General features: G+C 45.7%; 12 protein-coding genes. 5 read left to right on the top strand and 7 right to left on the bottom strand.

Annotated elements, in window-relative coordinates; translation table 11 throughout:
• Window positions 1-137: 137 nt before the first annotated feature.
• Both QUA45_RS01090 and QUA45_RS01085 read right to left on the bottom strand, forming a co-directional pair.
• Complete coding sequence (locus tag QUA45_RS01090; RefSeq protein WP_333218979.1) at window positions 138-3266, bottom strand: MFS transporter; 3129 nt, start codon at window positions 3264-3266, stop codon at window positions 138-140.
• Window positions 3267-3782: 516 nt separating this feature from the next.
• Window positions 3783-4088, bottom strand: coding sequence for a hypothetical protein (locus QUA45_RS01085; protein ID WP_333218977.1), 306 nt, complete (start codon window positions 4086-4088; stop codon window positions 3783-3785).
• A gap of 85 nt (window positions 4089-4173) precedes the next feature.
• Between QUA45_RS01085 and proS the strand changes: the two genes are divergently transcribed.
• On the top strand, window positions 4174-5979 hold the full coding sequence (gene proS, locus QUA45_RS01080; protein ID WP_333218975.1) for a proline--tRNA ligase: 1806 nt from the start codon (window positions 4174-4176) through the stop codon (window positions 5977-5979).
• A gap of 367 nt (window positions 5980-6346) precedes the next feature.
• Window positions 6347-9322, top strand: a complete 2976-nt coding sequence (locus QUA45_RS01075) for an adenylate/guanylate cyclase domain-containing protein (protein ID WP_333218974.1) — start codon at window positions 6347-6349, stop codon at window positions 9320-9322.
• Between the two features lie 78 nt (window positions 9323-9400).
• Here QUA45_RS01075 and rpmB read toward each other — a convergent pair whose 3' ends face one another.
• The 5 genes from rpmB to rppA form a co-directional block, all read right to left on the bottom strand.
• A complete protein-coding gene (rpmB, locus tag QUA45_RS01070; protein WP_333065932.1) occupies window positions 9401-9637 on the bottom strand; it encodes a 50S ribosomal protein L28 in 237 nt (78 codons plus the stop codon).
• A 141-nt stretch (window positions 9638-9778) separates the two neighbouring features.
• Window positions 9779-11767 (bottom strand): molecular chaperone HtpG, encoded by a 1989-nt coding sequence (gene htpG / locus QUA45_RS01065; protein ID WP_333218972.1) that lies wholly within the window; start codon window positions 11765-11767, stop codon window positions 9779-9781.
• 264 nt (window positions 11768-12031) lie between these two features.
• Window positions 12032-13363 (bottom strand): two-component system sensor histidine kinase RppB, encoded by a 1332-nt coding sequence (gene rppB / locus QUA45_RS01060; protein WP_333218970.1) that lies wholly within the window; start codon window positions 13361-13363, stop codon window positions 12032-12034.
• Between the two features lie 198 nt (window positions 13364-13561).
• The gene (locus QUA45_RS01055; RefSeq protein WP_333218968.1) at window positions 13562-13792 is read right to left on the bottom strand and encodes a hypothetical protein; all 231 of its coding nucleotides are present in this window, start codon (window positions 13790-13792) and stop codon (window positions 13562-13564) included.
• A gap of 86 nt (window positions 13793-13878) precedes the next feature.
• Window positions 13879-14568: a two-component system response regulator RppA gene (gene rppA / locus QUA45_RS01050; RefSeq protein WP_333094713.1), complete on the bottom strand. Its 690-nt coding sequence runs from the start codon at window positions 14566-14568 to the stop codon at window positions 13879-13881.
• A gap of 205 nt (window positions 14569-14773) precedes the next feature.
• Between rppA and QUA45_RS01045 the strand changes: the two genes are divergently transcribed.
• The 3 genes from QUA45_RS01045 to QUA45_RS01035 all read left to right on the top strand — a co-directional run bounded on the left by QUA45_RS01045 (window position 14774) and on the right by QUA45_RS01035 (window position 17999).
• On the top strand, window positions 14774-15778 hold the full coding sequence (locus QUA45_RS01045) for a multicopper oxidase domain-containing protein (RefSeq protein WP_333094710.1): 1005 nt from the start codon (window positions 14774-14776) through the stop codon (window positions 15776-15778).
• 160 nt (window positions 15779-15938) lie between these two features.
• Complete coding sequence (locus QUA45_RS01040) at window positions 15939-16967, top strand: helix-hairpin-helix domain-containing protein (protein WP_333218966.1); 1029 nt, start codon at window positions 15939-15941, stop codon at window positions 16965-16967.
• A gap of 87 nt (window positions 16968-17054) precedes the next feature.
• On the top strand, window positions 17055-17999 hold the full coding sequence (locus tag QUA45_RS01035) for an FTR1 family protein (protein ID WP_333094708.1): 945 nt from the start codon (window positions 17055-17057) through the stop codon (window positions 17997-17999).
• Window positions 18000-18315 lie beyond the last annotated feature (316 nt).

Raw genomic sequence — 18315 nt, 5'->3', positions numbered from 1 at the left:
GACGCCCATCCCACAAAACAATTAAAATCATTCTGGAATTATGCCACACCAAACAAATGGGGTGTCAGTCAAAGAAAATAGGCTGGCAAACAGCCAGCCTAGAATCAGGAGAACTTTATTTCAAACTCGTTGAAAATCTAGCTAAACAAACCCGAAATCCCGTTGACTGCTATGGCTCCAGCCAAAGCCGAAACAACCACAGAAGTCAGAGCCGTACCGAACAGCCACCAAGCTGCGGCTGCTGCCGCTTCGCGCGCATCTTCTGCTTGCTGCTTGGTCTTTTTCTTGAGTTCTTTGATGCGTTTTTTGGCTTCAGATTGCAGGCGTTCCGAGCGCAATAAAACGCTGTCTCGGGCTCCTTCCATTTGGTCAACAATTCGGTGAGCCTGTGCCTCGGAAATATCAGAACGAGAACTCAGCAGGGCAACTAAAGTACCGCGATCGAACTCACCTAAACGCTCTTTAATCGCGTCAAATCCTGCCTGCGGGTCGTCAAACACTTTGCGTAAATCGCGCTTGATGCCTTCGTAGTTTAGTTCTGGTCGATCGAGCGAATTGAGGTAATCCCGGATTTTTCCGAAAATACCATCCATTGCTGACTGGAACTTGTCCTGAACCATTTGAACTTGTTCGACAATTTGGTTGCGGACAGATTCAATTTGGTCGGCAATTCTGTTAGCTTCGTCTTCCGAGATGTCTTCCCGCTGCGACAGCAATGCTACCAGAGTCGATCGATCGAAGTGCTTCAGGCGATCGCCCAAACTTTGCATCCCCATTCCCGGCTCACTAAACAGCAACTGCAAATCGCGTTTGATGCTTTCAGGATTGAGTTCTTCCTTGTCCGTATTCCGCAAGTAATTTTCCAAACTGCCTTGGAAATCCCGGACTGTTTTCTGAGCGCGAGATGCCAAGCGGCGCGGCGATTTCACGATGCTGCGAATCGAATCTTGCACGCGATCGATCGTCCGCTCGATCTGTTCTTCGCTCAACTCTTCCCGCTGCGACAGCAACTTGACTAAAGTTTCGCGATCGACCTGAGAAAGTCTTTCCCGAAGTGCCAAAGCACCCTCTTTCGGATTTTCAAACAATTTAGTCAAATCCCGATTGATGCCTTCTGGATCGAGTTCTTCCAGGTTTGTATTCCGCAGGTACTCGCCAATTTTTGCAGTAACTTCCTCGTACTGCTGCTTAGCTCTATCTGCCACCATTTGCGGCGCGTGGATAATGTTGTCGCGCACAGATTCAATCCGGTCGATCGCCTGATTGATCTGTTCTTCACTGAGGTCTTGGCGCTGTGACAGCAACTGCACCAGCGTATCGCGGTCGAATTGAGATAAGCGTTCTCTCAGCGCTTTAAATCCGGCTTCCGGGTCGCTTAACAGCGTTTGAAACTCGCGCTCGATCGCTTCTGGATTGAGCTCTTCCTTATTAGTATTGCGTAGATAGTCTTCTACCTTTTGCCGCAATTCTTGCGCTTTTGATTTCGCTTGCTCTTGCAATTCTTGAGCTCTAGAAATCACGCGATCGCGGGAACTTTCGAGCCGCCCGATTAACTGATCGGCTTCCTCTGGACTAAAATCTTCCCGCTGACCCAGCAACTGCACCAAAGTATCGCGGTTAAACTGCGACAGGCGATCGCGCAAAGCCTCAAAACCAGCATCCCGGTCTTCCAAAAGCGCTTGGAAATCCCGTTCGATACCTTCAGGATTCAGCTCATCTTTGCCAGTCGATCGCAAATAATTCTCAATCCGGCTCCGCAAATCTTGAGACTGTTCTTTACCAGCAGCATCTCGCACGATTTCCAACACTTCTTGGCGGACACCTTCAAGCTGTTCGGCAATTTCCGTCACCTGTTCAGGAGCAAACCCCTCGCGGCGGCCCAGAATCCCTACAAAATAATCAGGATTAAACATCTCTAACTGGCGCAAAACCGCCCCAGGAGAGGCTTCCGGGTCGTAAATAACATCCCTAAACTCCTGCTTGATTGTCTCGCGGTTGAGATGCCACGGTTGGGCATTCATCAAGTAGTTTTCCACATCAGCCTTAGCTGTATTGAAAGGCAGCGCCGGCACTTTATCGCCCACCTGAGAAGCAAAAGATTTAGCTTTTTGAGTCCCTTGTGCTGTCAGTTGTTGCAACTGACCAGAGATTTTTTCAACATCCAAATCCGACAAATCCGTCCGCGACAAAACAGTGCCAACAAGAGCTTCCACACCCAACTGCATCGCTCGCTTCATGCCGCTGCTGGATTCCGATTTGTTTTCCCTACTTTCCAGAATTTGAGACAGCTTGGCGTTGAGTTCGTCAGACTTCAGCAAATCGGGAGCCGCAAACTTGAGAAAATCAACCAACTCTAAATTCGGGTCTTTCTGCTGTTGCTGCTTGCCGAAAGTTTGCTTCCAAACGCCTTCGAGTTGGTCAGCAATTTGATTTATTTCCTCTTGAGAAAAGTCTGTGCGACTTTTAACTAAATCCACAAAAGTCTGGCGGTTAACATTCTTCAGAACGTCGCTTCCCGCAAGAGATTTGATATCTGCATCGCCCAGCAACTTTTCAAATTGACCGCGAATTTCCTTAACATCTAGTTTCGGTAACTGCAAAGAACCCACATAATCTTGCAGTGTTTCGCGAATGCTATCCGGGTCTACCGCCGAACTCAATTCGCGGCGGACAGCGGCAACAGATGCCTCTACAGTGTTGACCATTTGGTCGCTGGCCATCTTGCTGCCGATCGCTGCACCAGCAGTACCCATGACGCCTTGAACGCCTGAAAAAGCAGTTTTTATCAAGGAACCGATCGCGGAACCGACGGCGCTAGAACCGAGCCACACCAGCGTTAAAAAGTACGCCGACCAAATGACTACACCAATAATTGCCGCTCCGTCTACCGAGGCAATTGAAGTTAGTTTGACTGCCAGAAAACAAGCCAAAAATAAAGCCAGGTTAACGGTGACTAAAATCCAACCCCCGACTAGACCTTCAGTCTTACGAACTTTTGTCCCCAAACTTTCAGATTCATCATCATCATCGTCGGGTAAAGCCTCGTCCCAGTTGGAGATTTTGGCGGCAATCGAGAAATTTGTTAACAGGAATTGGAAGCCGAAAGCCATGATGACTCCAGCGATTAATGCCACGAAAAACTGCGGGCTTAAAAACATCAGCCCTCCGATATCGGGGTGGTCAAATCGCGCATCTATTTCTACTGGCATTTGGGCAATATTGAATTTGGGACTGTACAGCGACATTAATAACTCGCTTTCAAACATAATTTACCTCCTAAGTTTTTATGCCTAACTAGGCATAGCGAAAAGAGTCCCCAACTTTTTTATAGGGGATTTTGTAATCTTTAGATGATGGTTTGTTTTGGTTCGGCTTTATCTTACGGAAGGCCTTATTAGTGAAATTGGGACGAGTAGTAAATCAGTTCTCTAGTTATCTCATCCTTACTGCTTATTATGGCTGTGGAAGCTAAAAAATAAATCCGTCTAAAGTCAGAAATCAGTCTTTCTGGGACTGATAGCAGCAGAGTTCGCATAAAAGTGGCAAGTTTGAGGCGGGGGGCGATCGCCACCAATTATCAATAGTAGTAAAGTGCGATATGATGCACTCTACATATCGTAGAGTGCGCTACCTAGTTGAGGATTCCGTTTGATTTTTAGGCTCAAAACGCTCTAGTAATTCCGAGGGAGGGATCTGCATAAGCAGTCGGTTGCGATCCAGGGTTTTTAAATCTAACTGCGGGTCATTCAACAAACATGATATCGGGTGCGCCGCAGCCTAGGCTACGAATTTTTGCCGCAGCATTTACCCTCACAGTTGCGAAGGCTGCGAATACAGCCGTACTCCTCGAAACGTTGACTGTGTTTGCGAACAGTAGGATAGGCAAGTAAATTGAAAGGAATTCCGGTTAGTTTGTAAAACAATCGACCAGCAGCATGAACAATATCCCAAATTTCGCTTAAATTAGGTTCTCGAACAAATTCTTTTATTTCATCTTTTAAAGCAAGCCACTGAGATTGCACAGTAGGAGAGTGACAATTATCAAATACTGCCATACCTTTTTCGTAGTTTTGCGAAATTTTATTCATATATTTAATCAAAATCGCCTCACGTCTGATAATATCAGAAGTTAATCTGAGATTACAATCATCCGGTATTTTAAGGAAATCAGCCATGCGACTCTCTCAAATGCTTTTTGTCACCCTGCGCGAAGACCCGGCAGAAGCAGAAATCCCCAGCCACAAACTATTACTCCGTGCCGGATACATCCGGCGCATCGGTAGCGGAATTTACGCTTATCTACCTTTAATGTGGCGAGTTCTCAAAAAAGTATCTCAAATTGTGCGCGAAGAAATGGACGCTACCGGCGCTCAAGAATGTCTCCTCCCGCAATTGCAACCAGCCGATTTGTGGCGGGAATCCGGCCGCTGGGATACCTATACTCAAGCTGAAGGTATTATGTTTGCAATGACAGACAGGCAGCAGCGAGAATTGGGATTGGGTCCGACTCACGAAGAAGTAATTACTACAATTGCTAAAGATATGATTCGTTCCTATCGGCAATTACCGGTACATCTCTATCAAATTCAAACTAAGTTTCGCGATGAAATTCGCCCGCGTTTTGGGTTGATGCGCGGTCGCGAATTCATTATGAAAGATGGCTATTCTTTCCACACTAACGAAGAAAGTTTGAAAAAAACTTATCAGGATATGGCTCAAGCTTATAGCAATATGCTGCGCCGATCGGGCTTGCAATTCCGAGCAGTCGATGCTGATTCTGGCGCAATTGGCGGTTCTGGTTCTCAAGAGTTTATGGTGCTGGCAGAAGCGGGAGAAGATGAAGTTCTTTATACTGAAGACGGTCAGTATGCCGCTAATGTGGAAAAGGCTGTCTCGATGCCTGCTGATGCCGAACCGTCGCCCTTTGCAGCTTTTGAAAAGCGGGAAACGCCGGGAACTGAAACAATTGATAAACTTTGCAAATTTTTGAAATGTTCTCCGACGCAAGTTGTCAAAAATGTGCTTTACCAAGCTGTTTACGATAATGGCATTACAGTCTTGGTATTGGTAAGCATTCGCGGCGACCAAGATGTGAATCAGGTAAAGTTGCTGAATGAATTGACGAAGTTAGCGGGCAATTATCAAGCTAAAACAGTTTTATTTTTGACTGTTCCCGATGCAGAAGCTCAGCGGAAATGGGCGGCTAAATCTTTACCTCTCGGTTATATGGCTCCCGATGTTGCTGATGATTATATCGCTGGAAGCAAGCAGGTCAACTCTAAGTTTCTGCGTTTAGTTGATCGCACTGCCGTTGACCTGACAAACTTTGTCACCGGTTCAAACGAATCAGGATACCACGTTGTCGGAGCCAATTGGGATAAAGAATTTCCGCTACCAGCAACGGTTGTAGGTGTCAGAACAGCCAAAAAGGGCGATCGGGCAGTGCACAACCCCGAACAAACCTTGGAAAGTGCCAGAGGCATCGAAGTCGGCCACATCTTCCAATTAGGAACCAAATACTCCCAAGCAATGGGCGCCACCTACACCAGCGAACAAGGCGAAGAAATGCCCTTTGTTATGGGCTGCTACGGCGTCGGCGTGTCGCGGCTAGCTCAATCGGCCGTAGAACAATCCTACGACAAAGACGGGATAATTTGGCCGGTGGCGATCGCCCCGTATCACGCCATCATTAGCATCCCCAATATTTCCGACGCCCAACAAGTAGAAGTCGCCGAAAAACTCTATGCAGAACTCAACCAATCTGGCATTGAAACCCTACTAGATGACCGCGACGAACGGGCCGGAGTTAAATTCAAAGATGCCGATTTAATCGGCATTCCCTATCGGATTGTTCCGGGTCGTTCGCTGAAAGCAGGCAAAGTTGAAGTCGTGGAAAGAGCAACTCACAAATCCCAGGAAATTCTCATTGATGAAGTAAATTCTACGTTGAAACAGTGGATTGAAGCCGCCATCAACTAAGCCTTTTTAATTGGTAAGGTGCGCGCTGCACCTACATCTAGGCTCGGAATGTGCGCGGTGTACACCCTACATTAGCTCCCCTCTAGGGAGCATCTCACTTTTGCAGCAAAGCTAGAAATTGGACTTTGGAGGCAGGAGGCAGAATGCAGGAGGCAAAATACAGGAGGAAAGAGTCAGAAAGAAGGAGCCAGAAGAAGTGTTTTTACAAATATGAGATGCTCTGCCCTCCTCCCTCTGCCCTCTGCCCTCTTCCTGACATCCATTACATTCCGTTACATCCGTTACATCCGTTACATCCGTTACAGAATCCGTTGCCGAACTTCCTTCTTCCTTGAGATGTGAAATTCCCTAAAAATTAAAACTCGGTATGAATCTGAACCTAAATCAGTTTCTGCGATTCCCTCAATCCCGAATAGGGCGGTACTTAGCCCAAGTAACTGTCGTTGCTGTAGCTTACGCCGTGGGGGCGAGGCTAGCAATTTCAATTCAAGGTGTCAATCCCTTTGCTGCCTCGGTGTGGCCGCCTGCAGGAATTGCACAAGCCGGACTTTTATTGTTTGGAAGTAAAGTCTGGCCTGCCATAATTTTGGGCACATTTTTGCTCAATTTGGTTAACCCAACTGAACAGATATTTGCACTTTGGCTGGGAGGAAACGCCGGGGCAATTCTGCAAGCGGTTTTTGCAGTAACTGCCCTGAGCTGGTTCCGGTTTCGTCCCTCTATCGAGCGATTGAAAGATGTAATAATTTTAATTTTGTTTGGCGGTCTAATTGCTACTCAAATCAGTTGCACTATTGGCGTATTTTCTCTATATTTAGCGGGAAAAATAGAGTGGAGCGAATATTGGTCGGCTCGATGGAATTGGTGGTTAGGAGACACAATGGGAATTTTAATTATCACTCCCTTAATCTTAATATTTTTTCGTCCTCAAGTAACCGCCTATCGTTTAAAAATACAAACAGAAATAAAGAAAAATTATTTAATTGAGCGAGCAGTATGGTTAATATTATTAATTGTGGTGAGCTGGCTGGTCTTTGAGTCGAAACAAGAAGCTTCTATTTCTCGTTATCCCCTGGAATATTTGCCGTTTCCTTTGATAATGTGGGCTGCGCTTCAATTCGGTCAGCGAGCCGCTGTCCTAGCATCGTTTATTGTCTCAATCATCGCAATTTTTGGCAGTTCTCATGGAGGGGGGCCCTTCACAGCCAAAGCCGACAATATTAATCAGGCTATCTTATTGTTGCAAGCTTTTATGGGTGTAATTACGATTACCTCGCTGTTATTGGCAGCGACAGTAGCTGAACGCACATCAGCAGAGTATTCTCTGCGGGAGAGCGAAATTAAATATCGAGAATTGGTGGAAAATGCTAACAGTATTATTCTGAAACTGGACGCTGACGGCAATATTACTTTTTTTAACGAATTTGCCGAAAAATTCTTTGGTTACAAGGAGGAAGAAATTCTGGGAAGAAATGCTTTGGGAACCCTTATTCCACCGACGGACTGTGAAGGAAATAACTTAGAGTTGGTTTATAGTCAAATTTTACAAAATCCCGATCGCTTTACCAGCTATGAAAATGAAAATATCCGGCGCAGTGGCGATCGCGTTTGGGTATCTTGGGCAAATAAACCGCTGGTTGATGCAGCGGGCAAACTTTTGGGCATCCTCTGCATCGGCACAGATATCACCGATCGCCGAAAAGCTGAAATAGCACTGCAAAAGCTGAATGAAAAGCTGGAAATCCGAGTTGAAGAGCGGACAAATGCCCTGAAACAAAGCGAACTTCAGCTACAGAAACAGAAATCGGCATTAATTGATTTAGCCAAAAATAAAGCGCTGAATCAAGGCGACTTAACCAAAGCGCTTCAAGAAATAACTGAAACTGCTAGCCGTACTCTGGAAGTTGCCCGATCGAGCGTCTGGCTGTACGATCGCACTAAATCCAAGATCGAGTGCCTAGATTTGTTCGATCGCACTCTCAACCAGCACTCACACGGCTTGGAATTAGCAGCAGCAGACTATCCTGTCTATTTTCAAACACTGCGAGAAGAACGCGCAATTGCTGCCTTTGACGCGCAAAACGATTTTAGAACTAAAGAATTTGCGGAATCTTACCTAATTCCCTTCGGCATCACTTCTATGCTAGATACGCCGATTCAAATAGGCGGAGAAACAGCAGGAGTTCTCTGTTTAGAACACGTAGGAATGCCCCGCTTTTGGACGATTGAAGAACAAAGTTTTGCTGTTTCTCTAGCCGACTCTGTAACTTTCGCAATGGAAGCGCGAGAACGCCAGCGGGCTGAAGAAGCACTGCGGCAAGCTGAAGAAAAATACCGCAGCATCTTTGAAAATGCGATAGTCGGCATTTTTCAAACTACCCCAGATGGGCAATATCTCAGCGCCAATCCTGCTTTGCTTCGCATTTACGGTTACAGTTCACGCGAGGAATTGGTGGGTACACTAACTGATATTAGCCAACAACTTTATGTTGACCCCGATCGCCGCGCCGAAGTTGTCCGCTTAATAGAAGAACAAGGAAAAGTATCGGATTTTGAATCTCAAATTTACCGACGAGATGGCAGCATAATTTGGATTTCAGAAAATACTTATACCGTGCGCGATTCCTACGGAAATTTGCTTTATTACGAAGGTACTGTTCAAGATATCACAACTCGCAAACAAGCTGAAGCAGCTTTGCGCTTAGAACAAGAAAAATCCGACCGTCTCCTACTCAACGTTTTACCGCAAGCGATCGCCGATAGATTAAAACAAGACCAAAGCATTATCGCCGATACATTTTCCGAAGTAACAGTATTATTTGCAGATCTAGTCGGTTTTACCCAAATTAGTTCCCAAATTTCTCCGCCAGAATTAGTTTCCTTGCTTAACGACATTTTTTCCACATTCGACCGCCTAGCAGAAAAGCACGGATTGGAAAAAATTAAGACGATTGGCGACGCCTACATGGTAGTAGGAGGGCTGCCCATGCCCCGCAGCGATCATGCAGAGGCGATCGCCCAAATGGCCCTCGATATGCAGCAGGCAATTACTGAATTCAGCGATACCCACGATCGAGATTTTAGCATCAGAATTGGCATTAACACCGGCCCGGTTGTCGCCGGAGTAATCGGTATTAAAAAATTTATTTACGATTTATGGGGAGACACCGTTAACACCGCTTCCCGCATGGAATCCCACGGCTTGCCGGGGTGCATTCAAGTCACGTCGGCAATTTATGATATATTGCACGATAAGTATGTATTTGAAAGTCGGGGCGCGATCGAAGTTAAAGGCAAAGGCGTGATGACTACTTATTTACTGGAATGCCGAAAATTGCTCTAGTCAAGGTTTTTCCCTAAAATAAGGGCGATCGCACCAGTTAATTTGCCCGATCGCCCTTTTCTCAATTAGCCAAGTTTTTTAAAGCTTGTACAGGTTAATTCCAGCTTCCTTCGCCATGATTTCCAAACCCTTGTTTTGCAAGGTTTTAATCGCCTTTGTAGAAAGGTGCAATCTTACCCAGCGCTTTTCCTGCGGCCACCAAACCCGCTTCCACTGCAAATTTGCCTCTTGCAACTTGTGAGTGCGGTGGTGCGAGTGAGAAACTGCAAAACCGTTATTCGCCTTCTTCCCCGTTAGCTGACATTTCCGTGACATACTTCCCTCCAGATTACCGTTTTTTTGCGTGCAGCCTCTCATTATACCCGAAGGAAGAAGGAAGAAGGCTTGACTTATCCCTTTACCAATAGAAATAAACTCTTGCTCCCCCCCTTAGCAAGGGGGGGTTGGGGGGGTTAATTACATTGCACGTTCAGTCAATTTTGTCAAGACTTGATTCGATCGCTCGACAAAATCCTTCATCCCTTCAGCATCGAAACCCTTCTGGGCCATCAAAGCCAAGTCGTAAACGTGGTGACAAATCATACTCGCCAACTCAGCCGACGGAGACTCACCGCCGCCTTGAATAATCGCACCCTGACTCAAACTCGCCAGATTTTGAATCAGCGGGTGAGACGTATTCACCAGCAAAACGTGTTCTTCGGGGAATTCCGCCGCTTGCTGCTGCAAAAGCGCCGTCATATCGCGCATCCGGCGCAAAGCTTCCGGCAAAAGTACGATCGCAGGTGGCGTCGCCTCCGCAGAGTCAGACTTCAAAGCTTCTGTGCGAATGTTCACTTTCGGCTTGTTGAGAGCTTTTTGGAACATCTCTTTAACTTGTTCGCTGCGAGTCTTATTCGTCGCCGGATCTACAATTTCCGCTTCTTTCTCTTTGTCAATTAGCGTTTCGTCGATGTCGGAATCAACCCGCGAGAATTTGACATCTGAGTATTCTCGTTCCAAAAAGCTGATAAAGTGCGTGTCGATGAAAGAATCCATAAACAGCACTTCTAAACCTTGGCTTTTGTGCATTGCCACGTAAGTTGCTTGAGACGCCGGATCGGTACAATAAAACACGCGATTTTCGTGGCGTTTTTGATTGCGTTCCAAATACTCTTTTAGAGTCGTGTAAGGCTGCGTGGAACTAGAATTTTCCGACTTCGGAGTGACATCTTGCCACAAATCTCCTTCCTCACTTTGCACCTGAATTTCGGGCGTTACAGTTTCTGGCTTCTCGGCTGTTGGTTCGTAGGTGCTGCGGTAGATTAAAATATCTTCGACTTGCTTTTTGAACTTGTCATCGTTGAGAGTGCCAAACTTGACAAAAGTGCCGATATCTTGCCAGCAGCGGATGTATTCGTCACGATCGTCGCGGTAGAGTTCTTTCAGGCGATCGCCCACTTTTTTAGCAATATAATCAGCGATTCTCCGCACAGTCCGATTGCTTTGCAAAGAACTGCGAGAAACGTTCAGGGGAATGTCGGTACTGTCAATAACTCCCCGCAGTGGCATCAAGAATTTCGGGATAATTTCTTCGCAGTGGTCGCTGACAAAAACCTGGTTGCAGAATAGCTTAATATTGCCTTGGGTAACATCGACATCCGGGCGCAGTTTTGGAAAGTAAAGAATCCCGTTGACAATGAAAGGATAATCTGTATTCAGGTGTACCCACAGCAGCGGCTCGTCTTGGAACGGGTAAAGGTAGCGGTAGAGTTCTAAGTAATCTTCTTTTTGCAAATTGCTGGCTGATTCCCGCCAAATTGCTTTGTGCTTGTTGAGTTCCTCTCCTTCAAATTTGATGGGAACTGGCATGAAATCGCAGTAAGTTTTGATTAACTGCTTAATGCGGCTGGGTTCTAAATATTCTTGTTCTTCGTCTTGGAGGGTAAGAGTAATAGTAGTGCCGCGTTCAGTGCGGGAAGATTCTGATAGTTCAAAAGCGGGAGAACCGTCGCAAGACCAGTGCACTGCTTGGGAGCCTTCCTGGTAAGAAAGAGTATCAATGTCTACTTTCTTGGCCACCATGAAAGAAGAGTAGAAACCGAGACCGAAGTGACCGATAATTGCGTCCTCGCCGCTGCCTTGGTATTTTTCAATAAATTCTTCTGCGCTGGAGAAAGCGACTTGGTTGATGTATTTTTTTACCTCATCGGCGGTCATGCCGATGCCGTTATCGGAAATTGAGAGGGTTTTGTTTTCTTTGTCGATCGCTATGTTGATTTGCGGTTCGCCCGTGTCGCCGCCGTATTCGCCGGAACGGGAAACCATTTTGAGTTTGGCAATGGCATCGACGCCGTTAGAAATTAGTTCCCGCAAGAAGACTTCGTGGTCAGTATATAGCGACTTCTTGATAATCGGGAAAATATTTTCGGTATGGATTGAGATTGTTCCCTGTTCTAAAACTGTCATAATTTTTCTCTCTGATGACTGCTAGTTGCTTAGAAATAGCTATTTAATGATTTTCGGCGATCGTGCTCTCTTCTGCAAAAGGGATTACCACAAAAAGATGATTCGGTTTTCCCCACATCTCGGACAATTCTCAATCAGCCTTTCACGGGCGGGTTCTCCTCTCCAACCCCTACTCCCCACAAAATAATTCACTTTTTGTGGAACAGGCCGAAAAGCCTGTTAAGCGAACATGGTGCAAGATGTCAGTTGCCCTCACATAGTAGCTCACAAAGGCAACTGCAGGAGAAAGGTGCTGCCGGAACCCAATTCGCTGCGGGCGCTGAGGCTGCCGCGGTGTGCCCGGGCTATGGTTTGGGCGATCGCCAATCCCAGTCCCGAACCGCCGGTATTGCGCGATCGATCGCTGTTAACTCGGTAGAATCGATCGAATATTCGCTCTAAATCTGCCGCCGCTATCCCAATACCGGTATCTTGAACCTGAACGATGGCCTCTTGGTGGCTGCAATCTAAAATAACTGTTACTTTCCCGCCCGCCGGAGTGTATTGAATGGCATTAACAATTAAATTAGCAACTAAGCGATAAAGTTGGTCGGAATTGCCGACAACATTTAATTGCTGCTGCACTCGCACTTCGGATGTTAACGTTACCTTAGAAGCGATCGCCATTGCTGCCAATTCCTCGACTAAATCGCTAACAAGGTCATTCAAACAACACAATTGAAGGCGATCGCGTATGGCTTGATTATCCATGCGAGCCAGCAGCAGCAAATCAGCAACTAACTGAGTCAATCGTCGGTTTTGGCGCTCTACCGTCCGCAAAATTTCCCGCGCCTCTTGTTCATCTAATTGAGGCGTCAACAGCGCCGATTCTACAGTCGCCTGCGAAGCCGCTAAAGGCGTCCGCAATTCGTGAGCTGCATCCGCTGTAAACTGTTGGATTTGTCGGTAAGAAGAGTAAATCGGTTTCATGGCCAATCCTGCCAACAACCAACTAGCAAAGCCTATCAAAATCAATGCTGTAGGCAATCCTAATTTCAAAACCCATTTCACTGTACTGAGATAGTCATTGAAGTCTTGCAGGCTCCGGCCAACTTGAAAATATCCCCAATCTTGCTGTGTTTGGGTGTGTAGCGCTACAGAAATTTGGTGGTAAACATTGCCTTTGGCGTCAGTTATTGTTTGCCAGTATTGGGAGTTCAATGCTGGTGGTAATTCTTCGGGATAAGCGCCTGCTGTAGCAATTAATTTCCCCGAATAATCAAATAAACGAATATAATAATAGCCTTGGTTGATAGCGCTTAAAATATGGCGGCTTGGCAACTGTTCTTTAATGCCTTTAACTCCAATTAGGCGGAGGTTGGGCAAAAGTTCGTTTACTATTGGCTCCAAGCGTCCGGGCTGCTGCAATTTGAGTTCTAGGCTGTCGTGCAGCGTCCCCGCTACCGATTCTAATTCGCGGTCTATGGCTACCCAGTGAGCGTGGGCGATCGCCTTGTATACGCCAAATCCCAACACGCTTAAAATCAAACCCATTACAGCCGCATAGGAAATGGCTAATTGCCAGCGAGTTCGGTTAAATAGTTTATTTTGATTCACTTTTCATATCTTGCTAGTAATTGGTAATTGGCAATTAGTTGAAGATGATATTTTTTTACCTGCCACAGAGGACGCAGAGAACGCAGAGGAGGATAAAAGAGAGAATAAGCTCTTAAATAATCAGGTTTATGACACCCGTGTCTAAGTCCTATTAACATAAACATTTCCAGGTAAAAATACATTTTTTATATTTGGCTGTCACGCCAAATCTTCATGTTTTAGGAGTTCTGTATATTCGCTTATTGCGAGTTCCGCAAGTTGTGTGTCTTCTTCGGAAAATTCGCCGTATAGTGCAGCTAAGTTAGTCTCAGCGATTGATGGAATAGTAGCTAATCGGGTACGGAATTTTAGGAAAAAAATAAATTTAAATACTTGTTTAAGTTGTTCTATAGCGAGCTTTTCTAACTCTTGTTCGATTAAATCTTTCATAGCAGTCATTTTTACGATCGAATTTTCTATATTATAGCCAGATACTGGAAACGAGATATAATCCGCGCGCCGTTGCCCCTACCGCTTTAATTTCTCATGCGGTACCCGACGCCGTGAACGGTTTCAATTAAATTCGTGCCGCCCACAGACTCAAGTTTGCGCCGCAGCAAGCGCACTTGAGCTGCTACCACATTGCTAAAGGTATCTGCACTCGCCTCCCATAGCTGATTCCGAATTTGGTCAGTAGTGATAATTTGGTAGGGATGTTTCATAAAGTATTGTAGCAGTTGAAACTCTTTGTTTGTTAGAGGAATTATCTGGCTGTTGCCACTTCGATCGAGATGGCCCACAGTTCGATTTCCGCAGTCCAAAACCAGATTTCCTACCTGTAGCTCTTGCGGTTGAATTTGGGGCGATCGCCTTTGCAAAGCCCGCAATCTTGCTAATAGTTCCTCCATCCCAAACGGTTTAACTAAATAATCGTCAGCCCCGGCATCTAGTCCCGCAACTTTATCTTCCATTCGGTCTTTTGCTGTCAGCATCAAAACGGGCAGTGCGCTATGTTTAGCACGCAATCTCCGCAGCAGTTCCAATCCTGACAATCCTGGTAGCAACCAGTCAAAAATAGCGAGGGTGTATTGCGTCCACTGGCTGTCTAAATATTCCCAAGCTTCATTGCCATCCAAAGCCCAATCAACTATATATTTTTCCTGCTTTAAAGTGCGATCGATCGCTTTCCCTAAATCTGGCTCATCTTCAACTAGCAAAACTCTCATAACTCTAATTTATAGCGGTAAATCCTTATACATTGTTAGCGATTGGCAGCATCTACCCCAACATCTAACCTCACATACTGAGATGAAATCAGCATGAAATTTTCTGACTTCGCCGAAAAAATAACTGTTGACAATAATTGACAACAAGCTGGTAATGTCTTATAATCTACCACGAGTAAATTTTTGCGAAAAATTATCAATAAGTATGACAGATTTATCCGATCGCCCCGCCATTAAAAAGGCTGGGCGCTGGAGTCGCCGCCAACTGCTACAGCTAGGAATAGCTGGGGCTGGGGTAGCGGGGAGCGCGATCGCACTTCAAAACCTGACTCGCAAACCGACATCAGTGGCGAGAATTCCGCCAATCCCGGCAGATGCACTCACCGTCAGCAATATCAACCCGATGCAAATTGCGCGGGATTTTGATTACGGCACGGTGACGCGCGAAAACGGGCGCACGGTTCGGGAATTTCGCCTGGAAGCTAATACTTCGATCGTCCAACTTAACAGCGCCGTCACTTTCAACACCTGGAACGTCAACAATCGCGTGCCGGGGCCGACATTGAGGGCAACTGAGGGCGATCGTATCCGCGTCATCTTTTCTAACAAAGGTGGACATTCTCACTCGCTGCACTTTCACGGCATTCACCCCACAGAAATGGATGGCGTTAAACCAGTAAGGAACGGTTCGGTATTTATTTATGAATTCGATGCCAATCCTTATGGAGTCCATCTATATCACTGCCATATTGCTCCCGTAACACGCCACATCGGTAAAGGACTATATGGAATGTTCATTATCGATCCGCCAAAACCCCGTCCTCCCGCAGATGAAATCATGTTAATCATGGGGGGATATGACGTAAACGAGGACGAAAAAAACGAACTATACGCTTTTAATGGGTTGCCAAATTATTATATGAATAACCCGATTCCTATTTACAAAAATCAGTTAATCCGGCTCTACGTTCTCAACCTGATTGAGTACGAAGCAGCAGTAACTTTCCACTTGCACGCCAACTTTTTTGACGTATATCGCACGGGAATGACTTTAACTCCCAGTGAAAGAACTGATGTCATCACCATGGGAGTAGCTGAAAGACATATATTAGAATTTACCTACGGCTACCCTGGAAAATATATGTTTCATCCCCATCAAGATGCGATCGCCGAAGCAGGCTGCATGGGGGTATTTGAAGTCATCACTTAAACCGAATCCTGCTACCAGGGTGCGCCGATTCACATAAAGTATGAAATTATTTGACAAGCTCGATCGCAAATAGGTAAAATGAATAGCTCGTAAATAATTGAGAAAGTTTCTTAATAACTTGCGAGTCCAAATGCACATAACGTAAAAATTAGCAACTGCCATGTTATCAACTTTTCATTTATTACCTACAGTCACTGCTACAGCCATCCTCGTTGCTCTGACCGGTTGCGTTTCCCCCACGGCTAGCAACACCGACAGCACACCCTCACCCGCTGCCACAGCCAGTCCGGCATCCACAAGCGGTCACAGCGGGAATCACGGCGGCAAGGGCGGCATCAACATCAATACTGCCATTCTTTCAGAGTTAGATAAACTTGAAGCCAAGTTAGGAGTGCCGGCACTTTCTAACAAAATTCAAGCCAGCCGCCCTTACGGAAAAGTCGAAGAATTGGTTTCCAAAAATGTCATTACTCAAGCCCAATTCGACCAAATTAAAGACCTGGTAACTATTGAAAATGTGGTGCTGACAGGCGAAGCCAAAGATGTAGATTACATGACTAAACTTGGCTTGATGAAAGGGCATCTTTTCGTAGCCCAAGAACTATTGGATCAAGGCAAACCCGACCAGGCAGAACCGCACATCGGGCATCCAGTCGAAGAAATTTATGCCGATGTGGAAGATCAGTTAAACGAGCGTAAAATTCCTGAATTTAAGGCTACTTTAATTAAATTGCAGGATTTAGTTAAAGCGGGTGCAAAAGATCCGGCTCAAGTCAAGGCGGAATTTGACACATCTATGCAAGCAGTTGATGGAGCAATTGCCGCCCTTCCCGAAACGCAGCGAAAAGATCCGAAATTCGTGCTGCAAGTGATTAACGGCTTGCTGGATACAGCTAATTCCGAATACGGAGCCGCAGTTGCTAACGGCAAAATTTCCGCAATTATTGAATACCAAGATTCGCGGGGTTTTGTCATGTACGCGGAAATGCTGTACAAAGATATCGCCGAACAAGTGGCTAAAACCAGCCCTGAAATTGACAAAGCAATTGTTGCCAACATGGCTGAACTGAAGACAAATTGGCCAACGGCGATCGCACCCCCCACCCCCGTCAAAACCACCGAACAAGTCAACCAGCTAGTTAAAACGATCGAAAGCGACAGCCAAAAAGTTCTCAAACCAGCATCCTAAAAACACCACTCTCATCAAGAGCGGTAATTGGTAAATAATCTGCCAATTACCTCGCTCATTAACCACTCTCATTCCCACCATAAAAAAATGAATTTTGGCGAAGCATTGCCCACATTTGTAATTACCCTCCGCGAAGGAGTCGAAGCCGCTTTAGTTGTCGGAATCGTTCTAGCTTGCCTCAAAAAATCAGGACAAAGTTATTTAAGTCCTTGGGTTTTCGGTGGTGTTGGCGTTGGACTTATCGCCAGCGCTTTGATAGGTGTACTTTTCGGCTGGACGATTCAAATTTTGTCCGCATCCAATCAGCCTTTTGCACCGATTATGGAGTCGCTGCTAGAGGGAATCTTTGGGCTGATAGCGATCGCAATGCTGAGCTGGATGCTGATTTGGATGACCAAGCAAGCGCGATTTATGAAAGCCGAAGTTGAAGGCGCTGTGAGTGCCGCCTTAACGCAAAACTCTCATGCTGGTTGGGGCGTATTTAGTTTAGTTTTTATTGCCGTTTTGCGCGAAGGGTTTGAAACTGTTTTGTTTGTCGTTGCCAAGTTTCAACAAGGCATTATTCCAGCCCTCGGCGCTTTGGCGGGCATTCTCTCAGCCACCGGACTGGGCGTCCTGCTATTTAAATGGGGAGTCAAAATTAATATCCGCCTGTTTTTCAAATATATGGGCATTTTATTGCTCTTTATTGTAGCGGGTTTAGTGGTATCTACTTTGGGAATTTTTGACAGCGCGATGAATATTTTATCGCAAACAAATCGCGAATCAGCAGCACTGTGTTTCTATTACGAAAGATTTACTAAAATTCACTCTTGCATTCTCGGGCCGATGGTCTGGAATACCTCGCAACTGCTTCCCGAAGAAAAGTTTCCCGGTTTGTTGTTGAGTGCGCTGTTTGGCTACACGGATAAGCTCTATGTCGTGCAGGCGATCGCCTATTTGATGTTTTTAGGTACTGTCGGTGGCATCTACTTCCAAAGTCTGGCAGGTCGCGTCTTTTTCCCATTGAAAAAAACACAGGTAATGAAATAGGAAATTAAGTGCGATCGAAATACGATCGGCTTTTTAGTCGGAACTTGCCCCAGCAAATATACTTACACAAACTCAAAAGCCTCTTATCACAAAGGTGTCAATTGTTGAGTAAAAAAGTGTGTACCAATGTAGATGATTGATATCTGTTTGTAATCGGCGATTATATTGAATTTACAACAATTGAGCGCGAGATCCTGCATCAGCTATTGCTAATAAATGGGTACAAATTGTCAGATCAACAGTTGAATCCTTTGTTGAGTAAGAGTTTTAGGACTGTTAGTACAGTTGTATGGGGGAAGTCCAGTCTCTTGGTAGC

Origin of the sequence: Microcoleus sp. Pol12A5, assembly GCF_036701435.1 — a bacterium.
Lineage (GTDB): Bacteria > Cyanobacteriota > Cyanobacteriia > Cyanobacteriales > Microcoleaceae > Microcoleus.
Note: the sequence above shows the minus strand (reverse complement) of the source record. Positions and strands in the feature narration are given on the sequence as shown.

What these genes read in the sequence shown, in the direction of transcription:
- QUA45_RS01090 (WP_333218979.1), bottom strand. Translation starts at nt 3,266, where the DNA reads ATGTTTGAAAGCGAGTTATTAATGTCGCTGTACAGTCCCAAATTCAAT.
- QUA45_RS01085 (WP_333218977.1), bottom strand. Translation starts at nt 4,088, where the DNA reads ATGAATAAAATTTCGCAAAACTACGAAAAAGGTATGGCAGTATTTGAT.
- proS (WP_333218975.1), top strand. Translation starts at nt 4,174, where the DNA reads ATGCGACTCTCTCAAATGCTTTTTGTCACCCTGCGCGAAGACCCGGCA.
- QUA45_RS01075 (WP_333218974.1), top strand. Translation starts at nt 6,347, where the DNA reads ATGAATCTGAACCTAAATCAGTTTCTGCGATTCCCTCAATCCCGAATA.
- rpmB (WP_333065932.1), bottom strand. Translation starts at nt 9,637, where the DNA reads ATGTCACGGAAATGTCAGCTAACGGGGAAGAAGGCGAATAACGGTTTT.
- htpG (WP_333218972.1), bottom strand. Translation starts at nt 11,767, where the DNA reads ATGACAGTTTTAGAACAGGGAACAATCTCAATCCATACCGAAAATATT.
- QUA45_RS01055 (WP_333218968.1), bottom strand. Translation starts at nt 13,792, where the DNA reads ATGAAAGATTTAATCGAACAAGAGTTAGAAAAGCTCGCTATAGAACAA.
- rppA (WP_333094713.1), bottom strand. Translation starts at nt 14,568, where the DNA reads ATGAGAGTTTTGCTAGTTGAAGATGAGCCAGATTTAGGGAAAGCGATC.
- QUA45_RS01045 (WP_333094710.1), top strand. Translation starts at nt 14,774, where the DNA reads ATGACAGATTTATCCGATCGCCCCGCCATTAAAAAGGCTGGGCGCTGG.
- QUA45_RS01040 (WP_333218966.1), top strand. Translation starts at nt 15,939, where the DNA reads ATGTTATCAACTTTTCATTTATTACCTACAGTCACTGCTACAGCCATC.
- QUA45_RS01035 (WP_333094708.1), top strand. Translation starts at nt 17,055, where the DNA reads ATGAATTTTGGCGAAGCATTGCCCACATTTGTAATTACCCTCCGCGAA.